We start from the raw sequence: 16,680 nt of genomic DNA, 5'->3' as shown, positions 1-16,680 counted from the left end.
CACGCCGACGGATCGCGGTGACCGTCACCCGGCTAGCGTGAGCGCTGTGAGGCGTCGCGCGGAGTCGGGTGACGGCATCTCCGTGCCCAAGGACGAGTGGCCCAGCTGGGGCGGTCGGCTCGCGTACGCCTCGGAGGCGGACGGGATCGCCCGACCGCGTACCCGCCGGGTCATGCGGGTGGTCGGGCCGACGATGGGCATCGTCTGGGCGATCTTCCTGCTGCAGCCGTGGCAGGCCGCCTGGGACGCGCCCCACGGGGTCGAGCGCACGCTCTCGCTCTGCGCGATCGCCGGGCTGGCCGTGAGCTTCGCGTGGGTGGTCCTCACCCGGGCCGGGCCGCACGGCAGCCGGCTGCCCGACCCGCGCAGCGGGTACGTGCTCCTGCAGCAGGTGGTCCTCGTCGCGGTCTCCTGCCTGGCGGCCGACGAGCAGGGCCTGGTCGGTCTCGTCTTCGTCTGCGTGTCCGCGATCTTCCTGCTGCGCGACCCCCGCGCGCTGCTCGTCGCGGTGTTCTCGACGGTGGTGATCCTCGTCGTCCCGCGGCTCGTGCCGGGGTGGGACCCGATCGACGACCTCATCATCTCGGTGATCCTCGCGTCCGTCGCGGTCTACGGCTTCACGCAGCTGGTGCTGCGCAACCGCCAGCTGGCCCTCGCGCAGGACGAGGTCGCCGTGCTGGCGGTGGAGCGCGAGCGCGAGCGCATCTCGCGCGACATGCACGACATCCTCGGACACTCGCTGACCGTGATCTCGGTCAAGGCGGAGCTGGCCGGGAAGCTGTTCGACGTCGACGCCGACCGCGCGCGCGCCGAGATCGCCGAGGTCCAGGCGCTGGCCCGCGCGGCGCTCGCGGACGTGCGCGGGATGGTGTCCGCGACCCGCGCCGTCACGCTCGCGGGCGAGCTGGCGGGCGCGCGGCAGGCCTTCGACTCGGCCGGCGTCGAGGCCGACGTCCCCGGCACCGTCGACCAGGTGCCCGACGACCTGCGCGAGCTGTTCGCCTGGGCGTTGCGCGAGGGGACGACGAACGTGCTGCGGCACGCGGCCGCGACCCGCGTGCGCGTGACGATGACCGCGGACACCCTCGTGGTGGACGACGACGGCTACGGGCCGGCGAACACCGAGGTCGTGCCCGGCAACGGGCTGCGAGGACTCAGCGAGCGGGCGCGGCAGGCCGGTGCGCACGTCGAGGTGTCCGCGAGCCCGCTGGGTGGCTACCAGCTGACCGTCACGACGAAGAACGGTGCCCGATGACGAACGGTGCTCGATGACCAGCACGCCCATCCGACTTCTCCTCGCCGACGACCAGGCCCTGGTCCGCGGGGCGCTCGCCGCCCTGCTCGACCTGGAGTCCGACCTCACGGTGGTCGCGCAGGTCGGCCGGGGCGACGAGGTGCTGCACGCCGCGCGCGAGAACGCCGCCGACGTCGCGCTGCTCGACGTCGAGATGCCCGGCATGGACGGGATCTCGGCCGCCGCCGAGCTCAGGGCGCGGTACCCGGCGTGCCGCTCGCTCATCGTCACCACGTTCGGGCGCCCCGGGTACGTCCGGCACGCGCTGGACGCGGGTGCCAGCGGGTTCGTCGTCAAGGACACCCCCGCGGAACAGCTGGCCGACGCCGTCCGCCGCGTGCACCGCGGCCTGCGGGTGGTCGACCCTGACCTCGCCGTGGAGTCGCTGACCGTCGGCGCCAACCCGCTGACCGAGCGCGAGCGGGCCGTGCTGGTCGTCGCGGCGACCGGGGGCACGGTGGCCGACATCGCCCGCGAGACGTTCCTGTCCGAGGGCACCGTGCGCAACTACCTGTCCGCGGCGATGGGCAAGACCGGGGGTCGGACGCGCGCCGAGGCCGCCCGACTGGCGCAGGAGAACGGGTGGTTGCTCGGCTGAGGGACAATGGGGGCATGACCCTGACGACTCCTGCGGCCCCGGCGCGCTCCGGCGCCGTGCTGCCGCCGTTGCGCATCGGTCCGCTCACCATCGACACGCCGGTGGTCCTGGCGCCGATGGCGGGCGTCACGAACGCCGCCTTCCGCCGCCTGTGCCGCGAGTCCGGCGCCGGCCTGTACGTGGCCGAGATGGTCACGTCGCGCGCCCTCGTCGAGCGCGGCGAGGAGTCGATGCGGATCATCTCGCACGAGCCCGACGAGCGGCCGCGCTCCGTCCAGGTGTACGGCGTCGACCCCGCGACCGTCGGCGCCGCCGTGAAGCTCATCGCGAGCGAGGACCGCGCCGACCACGTCGACCTCAACTTCGGCTGCCCGGTGCCCAAGGTCACGCGCCGCGGCGGGGGAGCCGTGCTGCCGTGGAAGCGGGACCTGTTCCGCGCGATCATCACGGCCGCCGTCGACGCCGCGACTCCCTACGGTGTGCCGGTCACCGTGAAGATGCGCAAGGGCATCGACGACGACCACCTGACCTACCTCGAGGCCGGGCTCGTCGCGCAGGAGGTCGGCGTCGCTGCCGTGGCGCTGCACGCCCGCACGGCGGCCGACTACTACTCCGGCACGGCGGACTGGGACGCGATCGCGCAGCTCAAGCAGACCGTCACCGACATCCCCGTGCTGGGCAACGGTGACATCTGGTCCGCCGAGGACGCCCTCGAGATGGTCGCGCAGACCGGCTGCGACGGGGTGGTCGTCGGTCGCGGCTGCCAGGGCCGCCCGTGGCTGTTCGCCGACCTCGCGGCGGCGTTCGCCGGGTCCGACGAGCGCATCACCCCGGGGCTCGGGTACGTCGCGACGGTCGTCCGGCGGCACGCGGAGCTGATGGTCGAGCACTTCGGCGACGAGGGCAAGGCGCTGCGCGAGATGCGCAAGCACATGGCCTGGTACTTCAAGGGCTACGTGGTCGGCGGGGAGACCCGCGCGGCGCTGGGCCTGGTCTCGACGATGGCCGAGCTCGACGAGCGGTTGGGCCGGCTCGACCTCGAGCAGGGCTACCCGGGTGCGGGCGCCGAGGGGCAGCGCGGCCGCGCCGGCTCACCCAAGCGACCGCTGCTGCCGTACGGGTGGCTCGACTCGCGGGAGCTCTCCGACGAGTTCGCGAAGGCCCTGCACGAGGCAGAGCTGAGCGTCTCGGGCGGCTGACCCGTCAGAGGCGGCGGACCGCAAGGCCCGACGCCGCACCGTCCAGCGCGGCGATCGTCGCACCCGCCGCGCCGAGCCCGATCGTGCCGACGGCCGCCGCGCCTGCCGCGGACGCGCGGGCGAGCGCCACCTCCGTCGGCAGCCCGTCCAGCACGCCGCTGAGCAGCCCGGCGAGGAACGCGTCGCCCGCACCGTTGGTGTCGACCACGTCGGCGACGGGTGCGGCCGGCACCTCGATCCAGCCGTCGCCGTCGAGGGCGAGAGCGCCGGCGGCTCCGTCGGTGCACACCGCGAGGCGGCACCCACGGCCGACCGCGTCGGTGAGGTACGCCCGGGGGTCGTCGAGCCGCGCCGCGCTGACGAGCAGGACGTCCGCGCCGGCGACGAAGTCGCGCGCGTAGTCGCCTGCGCCGTCGTCGTCGTGCACGTCGCACCACACCGGGATTCCCGCGGCACGGGCGGCCGACAGGAGCGGGCGGCTGTGGTCGGCGAGGTCGAGGACGGCGGCATCCACCCCGTCGAACGACGGCACGGCACCGGGCGCCGGCTGGGGCAGCTCGAGATAGAGGGACACCCGCGAGCCGTCGTCGGCCATGAGGTTGACGTGCCTCTCGGTCCTCTCGACCGCGCGGGCGACGAGGGAGATCCGCGGGTGGGCGAGCGCCGCGCGGACCAGCGACCCCTCGCGGTCGTCCCCGAGCGCGGTGTGCAGCGTGATGTCGACGCCGAGCGCGGCCAGCGTCAGCGCCTTGCCCGCCGACGTCCCGCCGAGACCGTCGTGATGGCTGCTCGCGAAGAGCGTCTGCGACCTCGGTTCCGGGAGGGTGGCCAGCCGCACGAGGGTGTTCCAGGACGCGGGGCCGTTGACGAGGACGCGGGGCACGGTGCACACCCTAGGAGCGGCGTGGTGGTGCCGAGCATCGCGGCTCACCAGGGATCATGTCCGCGTGTCCCCGACGACGAGGTCCCGTGGCCTCTCCCTGCTCAGTCTGCTCGTCCTCGTCCTGCTGACCGCGGTCAGCCTCCGGACCGTCTGGCCGCCCGCTCCGGCGCCGGCCGACGCCCCCGCCGACGAGTTCAGCGCGCAGCGGGCGTTCGAGCACGTCGCGGCGGTGGGCTCCGAGGTCCACCCGGCCGGCAGTGAAGCCGCCGACGGCGTCCGGCAGCACATCGTCGAGACGCTCACCGGCCTGGGGCTCGACCCGTCGGTCACGGTCGGCGTCGGAGCGACGGGCGCGCTGGGCAGCGGCTACGGCCTGGCCGCGGTGAAGAACGTCGTCGCCGTGCTGCCCGGGACGGACTCGACCGGCCGGCTGTTCCTGGTGGCGCACTACGACTCCGTGCAGGTGTCCTACGGCGCCAACGACGACGGCGCCGGCACCGCGACGCTGCTCGAGACCGTGCGCGCCCTGCGCGAGGGGCCGGCGCTGAAGAACGACATCGTGCTCGTGTTCACCGACGCCGAGGAGGCGTGCCTGTGCGGCGCCGAGGCGTTCGTGCACGACGACCCGCTCGGCGCCGACGGCGGCGTGGTGCTCAACTTCGAGGCCCGCGGCGCGTCGGGCCCGGCCATCATGTTCGAGACGTCGCGGGGCAACGCCGCCCTGGTCGACGTCTACTCGACCGTGCCGCACCCGGTCGGCAGCAGCATGGCGGTCGAGGTGTACCGGATCCTGCCCAACGACACCGACTTCACGCCGTTCCGCGAGCAGGACCGGTTCACGGGGCTGAACTCGGCGTACATCGACGGCTCGGCGGTCTACCACTCGCCGGAGGACCGGCCCGAGTACCTGGACCTCGCGAGCCTGCAGCACCACGGCTCGAACGCGCTCGCGCTGGCCCGGCACCTCGGGAACGACGATCTCGCGGCCCTGAGCGTCCCGTCCGCGAACGACGCCACGTACTTCCCGGTGCTCGGCGAGCTCGCGCGGTACCCCGGCTGGCTCGTGTGGCCGGTCGCGGTCCTCGCGGCGCTCGCGGTGGTGGCGCTCGGGGGGTTGTCGGTGCGCGCCGGGGTGCTGCGCGGCCGCCGGCTGGCCGCGGGCTTCGCGTGGGGGCTGGTGCCCATCGCCCTCGCGGCCGCCGTCGCGCAGCTGTTCTGGATGGTCCTGGTCGCGCTGCGACCGGGGTACGGCGAGATGCTCGACCCCTGGCGCCCCTGGTGGTTCCGGGCGGCGCTCATGGCGCTGGTCGCGACCGTCCTGCTGCTGTGGTTCGGCGCACTGCGCCGTCGGCTCGAGGCTCCCGCGCTGGTGATCGGTGCGCTGGGGTGGCTCGCGGTGCTCGGCCTCGCGCTCGCCGCGGTCACTCCCGGTGGCTCGTACCTTGCGGCGCTGCCGGCGCTCGCCGGGGGAGTGGGCGGCATCGTGGCGCTACGGCTCGGCGAGACGGGGCGGATCGTGACGGCGACGGTCGTCGGCGCGGTCGCGGTGGTCGTGCTGGCGCCCATCGTGCTGCTGTTCCTGCCCGCGCTCGGGCTGGCGACCGGGGCGGCGCCGGCGCTGTTCGCGGTGCTGCTGGGGCTCGCGCTGCTGCCCGTGGTCGACCGGCTGGTCCCGAGCGGACGTCGCGCGCTGCTCCCGGCCCTCGTCGCCGGGGTCCTCGCCGTCGTGTGCGTCGCCGCGGGCCTCGTCGTCGACCGGTTCGACGAGCGCCACCCGTTGCCGACCCAGCTCATGTACGCGCTCGACGCCGACACCGGGAAGGCCTGGTGGGTCAGCTCCGAGGCCAGCCCGAGCGAGTGGACGAGCCAGTTCGTCTCGCAGCACGAGGACGTCCACGCGACGTTCCCGCTGCTCGGGTCCGGCGTCTGGACCGGCGAGGCCGAGGCCGCCGACCTGCCCGCGCCCGTGGTGACGACGGACTCCGACACCACGGCGGACGGCATCCGGACGCTCGAGCTCACGATCGCGCCCCAGCGCCCGGTGCGGCTGGTGTCGTTGACGATGGCCGACGCCGGCGTGCAGTCCGCGGAGGTGGAGGGCCGCGACGTGCCGGTGTCCGACGGGACCATCGCGGTGGTGTTCAACGCGCCGCCGGCCGACGGCGTGCACGTCACGCTGACGCTGTCGGGCGGTCGCGACGCCGTGCTGCAGGTGGCGGACGGCAGCGACGGCCTCGAGAACCTGCCGGGCTTCGAGCCGAGGCCCTCCGGCGTCGGGATCGAGGGGTCGCACACGTCGGAGCTGGTGCTGGTGGGAACCGCCGTCACGTTCTAGGGTGTGGCGTCCTGCAAGTTGCTGCAACGTGTTGCGGCCTGCCCCGGTGGTGACGATGACGCACCTGCCCGCCCGCCTCACCGCGCTGGTCGCCGGCCTGCTGCTGCTCGCGGCGTGCAGCGGCACGCCCGAGCCGTCGGCGTCGCCGCCTGACGGTGGCGGACACGACGTCGGCGTCGAGATGTTCCAGTGGACGTGGGACTCGATCGCCCGCGAGTGCACCGACCACCTCGGGCCCGCTGGCTACGCCTGGGTGCTCACGAGCCCGCCGCAGGAGCACATCCTGGGCGAGCCGTGGTGGACCGCGTACCAGCCGGTCAGCTACCGCGTGGAGTCGCGGCTGGGCACGCGGGAGCAGTACGCGGCGATGGTGCAGACCTGCCACGACGCCGGCGTCGACGTCTGGGCCGACGCGGTGGTGAACCACATGACCGGCCAGGACGCGCCCGGCACGGGGTGGGCGGGCTCGTCGTACACGCACTACGACTACCCGGGTACCTATACCGACGCGGACTTCCACCACTGCGGGCTGACCCCGAGCGACGACATCGCGGACTACACGGACGCCGCGCAGGTCCAGACGTGCGAGCTGGTCAACCTCGCCGACCTGGCCACCGAGACGGAGCACGTGCGCTCGACGATCGTGGCCTACCTGGAGGACCTGCTCGCGCTCGGCGTGGACGGCTTTCGGATCGACGCCGCCAAGCACATGCCCGCCGACGACGTCGCCGCGATCGTGGCCGAGCTCCCGGCCGGGACGGGCATCGCGCAGGAGGTCATCCGCGGCACCGGGGAGCCCGTGACGCCCGAGCAGTACACCGGCAACGGCAAGGTCTACGAGTTCGCCTGGGGCAAGGACCTCAAGAGCGTCCTGGCCGGCTCGCCCGGTCGCGCGCTCGAGCTCGGCACGACGTCGACCTACCTGCCGTCCGACGACGCGGTGATCTTCGTCGACAACCACGACACCGAGCGGAACGGCTCCACGCTGAGCTACGCCGACGGCGCGCAGTACGCGCTGGCCAACGTGCTCCTGCTCGCCAGCAGCTACGGGACCCCGGCCGTGTACTCGAGCTACGCGTTCTCCGACCGCGACGCCGGCCCGCCGCAGGACGCGGACGGCCGCGTGCGCGACGCGGCGTGCGGCGACGCCCCGGGCCCGGATGCGGCCCTGGCGGACGGCGACCAGGTCTGCCAGCACCGGTGGCCCGCGATCGCGGGCATGGTCGGCTGGCGCAACGTCGTGGGCGACGCCCCGCGGGTCGACGTCTGGTCCGAGGGCCGCGCCGTCGCGCTGGGTCGCGGCGAGCGGGGCTTCGTCGTGATCAACGCGGGTGGCGACGAGCTGCGCACCGAGCTCACCACGAGCCTGCCCGACGGCGACTACTGCGACGTACTGTCGACGCAGGGGTGCGCGGCGTCGACGGTCGAGGACGGGAAGGTCGCGGTCGTCGTCCCGCCCGGCACCGCTCAGGCGTGGGACGTGATGCACCGACCGTGAGACGGAACGGCCCCGCCGCGGGCGGGGCCGTTCCTGCAGGTCAGGCCGTGTACCTTGCCCAGACCGTGGCGTCCGACGGCACGAGCACGGAGCCGTCCGCCTCGACCGCGGGGTCGATCGACGCGAGCAGCACCTCGGCGCCTTCCGGCAGCGCCACCGGCGACGAGCCCAGGTTGGCGACGACGAGCACGTCCCGGTTCACGAACGCGATGACGTCGTCGCCGAGCCCGTGCAGCCAGTCCATGCCGCCGGAACCGAGGCTCGACTCCCGACGGAGCTGGAGCGCCGCCCGGTAGGTCTCGTACGTCGACCCGGCGACGCCGCGCTGCGCGTCGAGGGCGTACGACGCCCAGGCCGCGGGCTGGGGGAGCCAGGTGACGCCGGTGGGGGAGAAGCCGAACCCGGCCCGGTCGGACGCCCAGGGCAGCGGCACGCGGCAGCCGTCGCGGCCGCGCTCGGCGCCGCCCGTCCGGAAGAACGCGGGGTCCTGGCGCAGGTCGTCGTCGAGCGACGTGTGGTCGGGGAGCCCGAGCTCCTCGCCCTGGTAGAGGTATGCCGAACCGGGCAGGCCGAGCATGAGGAGCGACGCCGCGCGGGCCCGGCGCAGGCCGAGGGCCTCGTCCGGCTGCTCGTCGCCGTGGCCGATGCCGTTGGGCCGCGACCCCGGCTCGGCGAGCCCGAGCCGCGAGGCGTGCCGGACGACGTCGTGGTTGGACAGCACCCACGTGGTGGGCGCACCGACCACGTCGGCGGCGTTGTACGACGCCTCGACGACCGTGCGCAGCGCCGGCGCGTCCCAGTGGGTGGCCAGGAAGGCGAAGTTGAACGCCTGCTGCATCTCGTCGGGCCGGACGTACCGGGTCAGGCGCGACAGCGGCTCCACCCAGGCCTCGGCGACGAGCGCGCGGTCGCCGTCGTACTCGGCGAGCACCCGGTTCCACGCGCGGTAGATGTCGTGGACGCCGTCCTGGTCGAACATCGGTCCCTGGTTGCCGGCACCGGAGACGGTGTCGGTCGGCTCCACGTCGTCGGAGCCCTCGATCATCGAGACGTGCCCGTCCCAGTCGGGCAGCCCGGGCGCCTTGACCATGCCGTGCGCGACGTCGATGCGGAAGCCGTCGACCCCGCGGTCGAGCCAGAACCGCAGGACGTCCTCGAACTCGGCGCGGACCTCGGGGTGCTCCCAGTCGAGGTCGGGCTGCCGGGAGTCGAACAGGTGCAGGTACCACTCGCCGGGCGTCCCGTCGGCGTCGGTGGTCCGGGTCCACGCCGGGCCGCCGAAGATCGACTGCCAGTTGTTCGGGGGCTCGGTGCCGTCCACGCCGCGGCCCTCGCGGAACAGGTAACGGCCCCGCTCTGGCGACCCAGGGCCGGCGGCGAGGGCGGCCTGGAACCACACGTGCTCGTCGGAGGTGTGGTTGGGCACCAGGTCGACGATCACGCGAAGGCCCAGGCCGTGGGCCCGAGCGAGCATCGCGTCGAAGTCGGCGAGCGTGCCGAACAGCGGGTCGACGTCGCGGTAGTCGGCGACGTCGTAGCCCGCGTCGGCCTGCGGCGAGCGGTAGAACGGCGACAGCCACACGGCGTCGACGCCCAGCTCTGCGAGGTGGTCCAGGCGGGCGGTGATGCCGGGCAGGTCGCCGATCCCGTCGCCGGACGCGTCCGCGAACGAGCGCGGGTAGACCTGGTAGATCACGGCATCCCGCCACCACTCGCCGTCAGGGGAGCCGGCGGCGTGCACCACGGTGCGCAGGGGTCGGGTGTCGGTCGTCGTCATGCGGGCATGCCTCACTTCGGGGATGGTGATGGGGGGAGGCGCCGTTGCCCGACGGAGCGCGCGGCCTGGTGGGGCCGGCGGGTCCGGTCAGAGTACGGCGGGAGTCTCGAGGGTGACAGCGACCGAGGTCAGGCCCGGTGCGGCGCCGGTGGAGCCGCGGACGATGAGCTCGGGGTGGAACTTCAGCTCGGTGCGGGACGCGGGCGTCCCGTTGATCTCCGAGACGAGTGCGGAGACCGCGGCGTGGCCCATCGACAGGACGGGCTGGCGCACGGTGGTCAGGGGTGGGTCGGTGAACGCGATGAGCGGGGAGTCGTCGAACCCGACCACGGACAGGTCTTTCGGCACCGACATCCCGTGGGACCGCGCCGCGCGGATGGCCCCGAGGGCCATCAGGTCGGAGCCGCAGATGATCGCGGTGTGCCCGGTCTCGATGAGGTCCAGCGCCGCCGCCTGGCCGCCCTCCACCGTGAACAGCGTGGTGACGACGTGCCCGGCGGGGTCGGTCACGCCGAGGTGGCGCTGCAGGTTGATCGCGAACTCCACCCGCTTGCGCGCGGCCGGGAGGAACCGCTCGGGCCCGATGGCCAGCCCGATCGAGCGGTGGCCCAGCGAGACCAGGTGCCGGAACGCCAGGTCGAGCGCGGCCGAGTCGTCGGTCGAGACTGACGGAGCGTCGACGCCCTCGGCGTACCCGTTGACCAGCACGATCGGGACGCCACGGCTGCGCAGCCGGTGATAGCGCTCCTTGCTGGCGGAGGTGTCGGCGTGCAGCCCGGAGACGAACACGATGCCGTCGACGTTGTGCTCCAGCAGCATCTCGACGTACTGGTCCTCGGTGGTGCCGCCGGGGGACTGGGTGCACAAGAGCGGGGTGTAGCCCCGTTCGGTGAGCATCGTCTCGATGACCTGCGCGAACGCGGGGAAGACCGGGTTGGACAGCTCGGGGACGACCAGGCCGACCAGGCCGGCGGAGCGGGTGCGCAGCTTCTCGGGTCGCTCGTAGCCGAGCACGTCGAGGGCGGCCAGCACGGACTGACGGGCTTGGGCCGACACGCCGTGCTTCCCGTTGAGCACGCGCGACACGGTCGCCGTGCTGACACCGGCCTGCTCGGCCAGATCCGTCAGACGGGTGCGCGCGATGGGCACGGTGGGGGCCACGTCACTCCTTTGTCCGGGGTCGCGATCGGTCGCAGGAGCGTGAAGAGATCGTCCTAGTCACGCTTCTGCAACGGTTCGCCGCAACTTACCGTAACGACTTGCAGCCGATGAGACAACGACGTTACGGTCACGTCCATCACGCCAGCGCCGGTCGATCGTCGGGATCTGCCGCTGCGGCCTTCTCACGATCTAGGAGACTCACGATGCGACGGAGCATCCCCCTCACCGCTGCGGCCCTGGGCATCACGCTCGCGCTGGCCGCCTGCTCGGGGTCGTCCGACCCGAGTGACGCGGAGACCACCGCCGGTGCCCAGGCGACTGCCAGCGGCACCCTGACGATGTGGGTGGACGACACCCGCATCAAGGAGATGCAGCCGGTCGTCGACGAGTTCACCAAGGAGACCGGCGTCAAGGTCGAGCTGGTGCAGAAGGCGTCGGGCGACATCGGCAAGGACTTCGTCGCGCAGGTCCCGACCGGCGAGGGCCCGGACATCATCATCTCGGCCCACGACGGTCTCGGCGAGTGGGTCAACAACGGCGTCGTCGCCCCCGTGGAGCTCGGCGACAAGGCCGGTGACTTCTCGGAGTCCGCGATCGCCGGCGTGACCTACGACGGCAAGACCTACGGCACGCCGATCTCGATCGAGAACATCGCGCTCGTCCGCAACAACGCCCTGCTCAAGGACACCACCGCGACGACGTTCGACGACCTGGTGACCCAGGCCAAGTCGGCCGGCACGCCGTTCTCCGTGCTGATCCAGCAGGGTGACGCGTCCGACCCGTACCACCTGTACCCGCTGCAGACGTCGTTCGGCGCCCCGGTGTTCCAGCAGTCCGCGGACGGCTCGTACACCGACACGCTCGAGCTCGGCGGTCCGGCGGGCGACGCCTTCGCCACGTACCTCGCGAAGCTCGGGAGCGAGGGCGTCCTCGACCTCTCGATCGACGGCGACAAGGCCAAGCAGGCGTTCCTCGACGGCCAGGCGCCGTACATGATCACCGGCCCGTGGAACACCTCGGCCTTCGAGGAGGCCGGCATGGACATCAGCGTCCTGCCCGTCCCCAGCGCGGGTGGCCAGCCGGCGCAGCCGTTCGTCGGCGTCCAGGGCGCCTTCGTCTCGTCCAAGTCGAAGAACCCGGTCCTCGCCAACGAGCTCGTCGTCAACTACCTGTCGACCGAGGCGGCTCAGGACATGCTCTACAAGGAGGGTGGCCGCATGCCGGCCAACACCGCCTCGGCCGCCAAGGTCGACGACGGCGTGCTCAAGGGCTTCGGTGACGCCGGCGCGACCGGCGCTCCCATGCCCTCGATCCCCGCGATGAGCTCGGTCTGGGCCTTCTGGGGCGCCACCGAGGCGCAGATCATCAGCGGCCAGGCCGAGCCGGTCGGCGCCTGGAACACGATGGTGACCAGCATCCAGGACGCCGTCGACAAGGCCTGACGGTCCTCAGGACGTCCCGCCGCGCCCGCAGACGGGCACGGCGGGACGTCCTGGCTCGCGCGCCGGTGCGCGCCTGCACCACCATGCTCAGTAGCCGTCACCCGTGCCCCGGAGGACCCGCATGACCGACCAGCAGACCGTGGCGCCGCCGGCGCCTCCCGGCGTGCCCGGCGCGGAGTCGCCGCGCCGATCGCGCGGAGACGGGTCCCACGCCAGGAACTTCTCGCCGGGCTTCGTCGTCAAGCTCCTGCTCGTCGCCGTCGTCGACGCCCTGGGCCTGTACGGGATCCTCGCGGCGTACGCCGTGCAGTCGTGGGCGATCCTCACGTTCCTCGTGCTCGCGCTCGTCGCGGTGAACTGGGTCTACTTCTCGAAGCGCGCCGTCCCCGGCAAGTACCTGATCCCCGGGCTGCTCTTCCTCCTCGTCTACCAGCTGTTCGTCATGGCCTACACGGGCTACGTGGCGTTCACCAACTACGGCGACGGGCACAACTCCACGAAGTCCGACGCGATCGAGGCGATCTCGATCCAGAACGAGACGCGTGTCGAGGGTTCGCCGACGCTCCCGCTGACCGTCGTGCAGCACGATGGCGACCTCGGGTTCGCCGTCGTGCAGGACGGCGAGGCGCAGGTCGGCACGGCCGACGAGCCGTTCGCCCCTGCCGACGACGCCACCATCGAGAACGACCGCGTCACGGCGGTCCCCGGCTGGGACGTGCTCGGGTTCGCGCAGATCGCCGAGCAGCAGGACACGATCACCGCCCTGCGGGTGCCCTTCTCCGACGACCCGTCGGACGGCTCGGTCCGCACCCAGGACGGCTCGACCGGGTACGTCTACCGGTCCACGCTCGAGTACGACGCCGCGAGCGACACCTTCACCGACACCGCCACCGGCGAGACCTACACGCCGTCCAGCACCGGCAACTTCGTGTCGGAGAGCGGCGACGTGCTCACGCCGGGCTGGCGCGTCGGTGTCGGCTTCGACAACTTCACGCGCGTCTTCACCGACTCCCGGCTGGCCGGGCCCTTCGTCCAGATCACGATCTGGACGTTCGCCTTCGCCGCGCTCTCCGTGGTCACGACGTTCGCCCTCGGGCTGTTCCTCGCGATCGTGTTCAACGACCCGCGGGTCCGTGGCCGCAAGGTCTACCGGTCGCTGCTGATCCTCCCGTACGCGTTCCCGGGCTTCCTGTCCGCCCTGGTGTGGCGCGGCCTGCTCAACCAGCGGTTCGGGTTCATCAACGAGGTGCTGCTGGGCGGGGCCGAGATCCCCTGGCTCCAGAACCCCTGGCTGGCAAAGCTCTGCATCCTGGGCGTCAACCTCTGGCTGGGCTTCCCGTACATGTTCATCGTGTGCACGGGCGCGCTGCAGTCGATCCCGGCGGACACGATCGAGGCGGCGAGGATCGACGGCGCGGGAGCCCGGCGGATCCTGCGTTCCATCACGCTCCCGCTCCTGATGGTGTCCGTGGCGCCGTTGCTGATCGCGTCCTTCGCGTTCAACTTCAACAACTTCACGCTGATCTACATGCTGACGGGCGGAGGCCCCAACTTCGTCGGCACCCCGATCGTCGTGGGCCACACCGACATCCTCATCTCGATGGTCTACGCCGTCGCCTTCGAGAGCGGGAACAAGCAGTACGGGCTGGCCAGCGCGCTGTCGATCCTCATCTTCATCGTGGTCGGCCTCATCGCCTACATCGGCTTCCGCCAGACCCGCAAGCTCGAGGAGATCTGAGATGGCCACCACCGTGCAGAGATCCGAGATGGCCACCGCCGTGGAGCAGAACCGCGCCCTGCACGGTCGCCGCTGGTGGGCCGAGGTCGGCTGGCGGCATGCCGTCGGCGTCGTGATGATCGTGGTCTGCGTCTTCCCGCTGATCTATGTGCTGTCCGCGTCGCTGAACCCCGGCGGCACCCTGACCGGCTCGAACAAGCTCTTCCGCACGGTCGACCTGGAGAACTTCCGCGACCTGTTCGCCGGCGACTACGCCAGCTGGTACGCCAACTCGCTCATCATCTGCACGGTGACGGCCATCGGCACGGTGCTCATGGGCGGCGCGGCGGCGTACGCGTTCTCGCGGTTCCGGTTCCAGGGCCGGCAGGGCGGGCTGACCGCGCTGCTCATCATCCAGATCTTCCCGCAGATGCTCGCGTTCGTCGCGATCTTCCTCGTGCTGCTCTCGATCGGCGACGTGTTCCCGATGCTCGGGCTCAACAGCCGGATGGGGCTCATCGCGGTCTACCTGGGCGGCGCGCTCGGCGTGAACACGTTCCTGATGTACGGGTTCTTCAACACCGTGCCCCGCGAGCTGGACGAGGCGGCGAAGATCGACGGCGCCAGCCACGCCCAGATCTTCTGGAAGATCATCCTGCGCCTCGTCGCCCCGATCCTCGCGGTCGTCGGGCTCCTGTCGTTCATCGGCACGTTCGGCGAGTTCATCGTGGCCAAGGTCGTGCTGCAGCGCCCCGACCAGTACACGCTCGCCGTCGGGCTGTACTTCTGGGCTGCCGACGAGCGGAACGCGAAGTGGGGGCTGTTCGCTGCGGGCGCGGTGCTCGCCGCGATCCCGGTCGTCCTGCTCTTCCTGTTCCTGCAGAAGTACATCGTCTCCGGACTGACAGCGGGTTCGGTCAAGGGATGACCTACCTGCTCGACGACCCGCACCACGACGGCTCGCCGCTCTACGCGCCCCCGGGCGCGGCGCTCGGCGAACGGGTGCCGGTCCGGGTGCGCGTCCCGGTCGGGAACCCCGAGCGGGCGGTCTGGCTGCGGACCGTGCGCGACGGCGAGCCCCGGCTGGAGGAGGCGCGGCTCGACCGGGTCACGGCGGACGAGCGCTGGTACGTCGCGGACGTCCTCGTGCACAATCCGCTCACCAGCTACCGGTTCCTGTTCGACGAGCCCGGCGGCTACCGCTGGCTCAACGGGCGCGGCATGCACCGGCGGGACGTCCCGGACGCCGCCGACTTCCGGCTGTCGGCGCACGGCCCCGCGCCGGCGTGGCTGGACTCGGCGGTCGTCTACCAGGTGTTTCCCGACCGGTTCGCGCGCTCGACCGGCCACGACGGCGCACCGGCCGGGCCGCTGCCGGACTGGGCGCAGCCCGTCCCGTGGGGGACCGAGCCGGCGGCGCTCGGCCGGGACACCTCGTCGCAGCTCTACGGCGGCGACCTGCCGGGCATCCAGTCGCGGCTCGACCACCTGCAGCGCCTCGGCGTCGACACCCTCTACCTCACGCCGATCTTCCCGGCGCGGTCCAACCACCGGTACGACGCCAGCACGTTCGACCGAGTCGACCCGCTGCTCGGCGGCGACGAGGCCCTCGCCTCCCTGTCGGCCGGGCTGCACGCGCGCGGGATGCGGCTCGTCGGCGACCTGACCACCAACCACACGGGCGCGGGCCACGAGTGGTTCGTGCGCGCGCAGGCCGACCCGACGAGCGAGGAGGCCCGGTTCTACTACCGGACCGACGAAGCCCCCGGGTACGTCGGCTGGCTGGAGCACGCGTCGCTGCCCAAGCTGGACTGGTCCGCGCCCGGACTGGCCCCGCGGATGGTCGACGGGCCGGACTCGGTGATCGCCCGGTGGATGCGCTCGCCGTACCACCTCGACGGCTGGCGGATCGACGTCGCCAACATGACCGGTCGCTACGGCGCCCAGGACCAGACGCACGAGGTCGCGCGGATGATCCGGGCCACGATGCGCCGCCACAACCCGGACGCCGTCCTGGTCTCCGAGCACTTCCACGACGCGGGCGCCGACATGGGCGTCGGCGGCTGGCACGTGAACATGAACTACTCGGCGTTCACCCGGCCGATCTGGTCGTGGCTGGTCGAGCCGGGCAGCAGCCTGCCGTTCATCGGTCTGCCGGTCGCCGTCCCCCGGCGCGGGGGTCGGTCGATGGTCGACGCGATGCGGGACTTCGACGCCGCCGTGCCGTGGTCGGTGACGCGCCACCAGTGGAACATGCTCGCCTCGCACGACACGGCTCGGCTCCGCACGGTCGTCGGCACCCGGGAGCGCGCCGAGGTGGCCGCCGCGATGCTCTTCACCTATCCCGGGACGCCGGTCGTGTTCGCCGGCGACGAGGGCGGCCTCACCGGTGCCAACGGGGAGCACGCGCGCGCGAGCATGCCGTGGGACGAGATCGACGCGGGCGGTGGTCCGCACTGGGACCAGGCGACCTTCGAGACGTACCGGCGCCTCGCCGCGCTGCGCCGGTCGTCCACGGCGTTGCGCACCGGCGGCCTGCGCTGGGCGGTCGTGACCGAGGACGCGGTGGCGTACCTGCGAGAGAGCCCCGACGAGCGCGTCCTCGTGCTGCTGGCCCGAGCCCCCTGGGCCGGCGCCGCGCTGCCGGGGCATCTGCTGGCGGCGGGCTCCGCGGCGCAGAACCTGTACGGCGGCGCCGACCTGCCCCACGTCGACGGCGCGCTCGCGCTGCCCGGCGACGGCCCGGGCGTACAGGTCTGGCGGCTGGCCTGACGCG

12 protein-coding genes are annotated in these 16,680 nt (G+C 72.6%); 9 read left to right on the top strand and 3 right to left on the bottom strand.

Annotation, left to right across the window (positions count from 1 at the left end):
- Nucleotides 1–46: 46 nt before the first annotated feature.
- The 3 genes from AC1DQC_RS11705 to dusB are packed head-to-tail and all read left to right on the top strand — an operon-like array spanning nucleotide 47 to nucleotide 3,091.
- Nucleotides 47–1,255 carry a sensor histidine kinase gene (locus AC1DQC_RS11705; protein WP_477051404.1) on the top strand — a complete coding sequence of 403 codons (1,209 nt, stop codon included), beginning with the start codon at nucleotides 47–49 and terminating at the stop codon, nucleotides 1,253–1,255.
- 13 nt (nucleotides 1,256–1,268) lie between these two features.
- Complete coding sequence (locus tag AC1DQC_RS11700) at nucleotides 1,269–1,892, top strand: response regulator transcription factor (protein WP_477051403.1); 624 nt, start codon at nucleotides 1,269–1,271, stop codon at nucleotides 1,890–1,892.
- Between the two features lie 14 nt (nucleotides 1,893–1,906).
- Complete coding sequence (gene dusB, locus AC1DQC_RS11695; RefSeq protein ID WP_477051402.1) at nucleotides 1,907–3,091, top strand: tRNA dihydrouridine synthase DusB; 1,185 nt, start codon at nucleotides 1,907–1,909, stop codon at nucleotides 3,089–3,091.
- A gap of 4 nt (nucleotides 3,092–3,095) precedes the next feature.
- Here the strand turns inward: dusB and AC1DQC_RS11690 are convergent, their stop codons facing one another.
- Nucleotides 3,096–3,974: a carbohydrate kinase family protein gene (locus AC1DQC_RS11690; protein WP_477051401.1), complete on the bottom strand. Its 879-nt coding sequence runs from the start codon at nucleotides 3,972–3,974 to the stop codon at nucleotides 3,096–3,098.
- A gap of 64 nt (nucleotides 3,975–4,038) precedes the next feature.
- On the opposite strand from AC1DQC_RS11690, the gene AC1DQC_RS11685 reads away from it, so the two are divergent.
- Together AC1DQC_RS11685 and AC1DQC_RS11680 are read left to right on the top strand one after the other, a co-directional pair.
- Nucleotides 4,039–6,309, top strand: coding sequence for a M28 family peptidase (locus tag AC1DQC_RS11685; RefSeq protein ID WP_477051400.1), 2,271 nt, complete (start codon nucleotides 4,039–4,041; stop codon nucleotides 6,307–6,309).
- Between the two features lie 55 nt (nucleotides 6,310–6,364).
- Complete coding sequence (locus tag AC1DQC_RS11680; RefSeq protein ID WP_477051399.1) at nucleotides 6,365–7,807, top strand: alpha-amylase; 1,443 nt, start codon at nucleotides 6,365–6,367, stop codon at nucleotides 7,805–7,807.
- Between the two features lie 40 nt (nucleotides 7,808–7,847).
- Here AC1DQC_RS11680 and AC1DQC_RS11675 read toward each other — a convergent pair whose 3' ends face one another.
- Together AC1DQC_RS11675 and AC1DQC_RS11670 are read right to left on the bottom strand one after the other, a co-directional pair.
- A complete protein-coding gene (locus AC1DQC_RS11675; RefSeq protein WP_477051398.1) occupies nucleotides 7,848–9,584 on the bottom strand; it encodes a glycoside hydrolase family 13 protein in 1,737 nt (578 codons plus the stop codon).
- A gap of 87 nt (nucleotides 9,585–9,671) precedes the next feature.
- Complete coding sequence (locus tag AC1DQC_RS11670) at nucleotides 9,672–10,745, bottom strand: LacI family DNA-binding transcriptional regulator (protein ID WP_477051397.1); 1,074 nt, start codon at nucleotides 10,743–10,745, stop codon at nucleotides 9,672–9,674.
- A 203-nt stretch (nucleotides 10,746–10,948) separates the two neighbouring features.
- Between AC1DQC_RS11670 and AC1DQC_RS11665 the strand changes: the two genes are divergently transcribed.
- The 4 genes from AC1DQC_RS11665 to AC1DQC_RS11650 all read left to right on the top strand — a co-directional run bounded on the left by AC1DQC_RS11665 (nucleotide 10,949) and on the right by AC1DQC_RS11650 (nucleotide 16,676).
- Nucleotides 10,949–12,187, top strand: coding sequence for a sugar ABC transporter substrate-binding protein (locus AC1DQC_RS11665; RefSeq protein ID WP_477051396.1), 1,239 nt, complete (start codon nucleotides 10,949–10,951; stop codon nucleotides 12,185–12,187).
- Between the two features lie 121 nt (nucleotides 12,188–12,308).
- On the top strand, nucleotides 12,309–13,925 hold the full coding sequence (locus tag AC1DQC_RS11660; RefSeq protein WP_477051395.1) for an ABC transporter permease subunit: 1,617 nt from the start codon (nucleotides 12,309–12,311) through the stop codon (nucleotides 13,923–13,925).
- 1 nt (nucleotide 13,926) lies between these two features.
- Entirely contained in the window at nucleotides 13,927–14,832 is a 906-nt protein-coding gene (locus AC1DQC_RS11655; RefSeq protein WP_477051394.1) for a sugar ABC transporter permease, read from the top strand.
- Nucleotides 14,829–16,676 carry a glycoside hydrolase family 13 protein gene (locus AC1DQC_RS11650; RefSeq protein ID WP_477051393.1) on the top strand — a complete coding sequence of 616 codons (1,848 nt, stop codon included), beginning with the start codon at nucleotides 14,829–14,831 and terminating at the stop codon, nucleotides 16,674–16,676. The genes AC1DQC_RS11655 and AC1DQC_RS11650 overlap by 4 nt, the downstream gene beginning before the upstream one ends.
- The last annotated feature ends 4 nt before the right edge of the window (nucleotides 16,677–16,680 follow it).

Source organism: Cellulomonas sp. P4_H12 (assembly GCF_056400905.1).
This window is presented reverse-complemented; position numbering and strand designations above follow the sequence as displayed.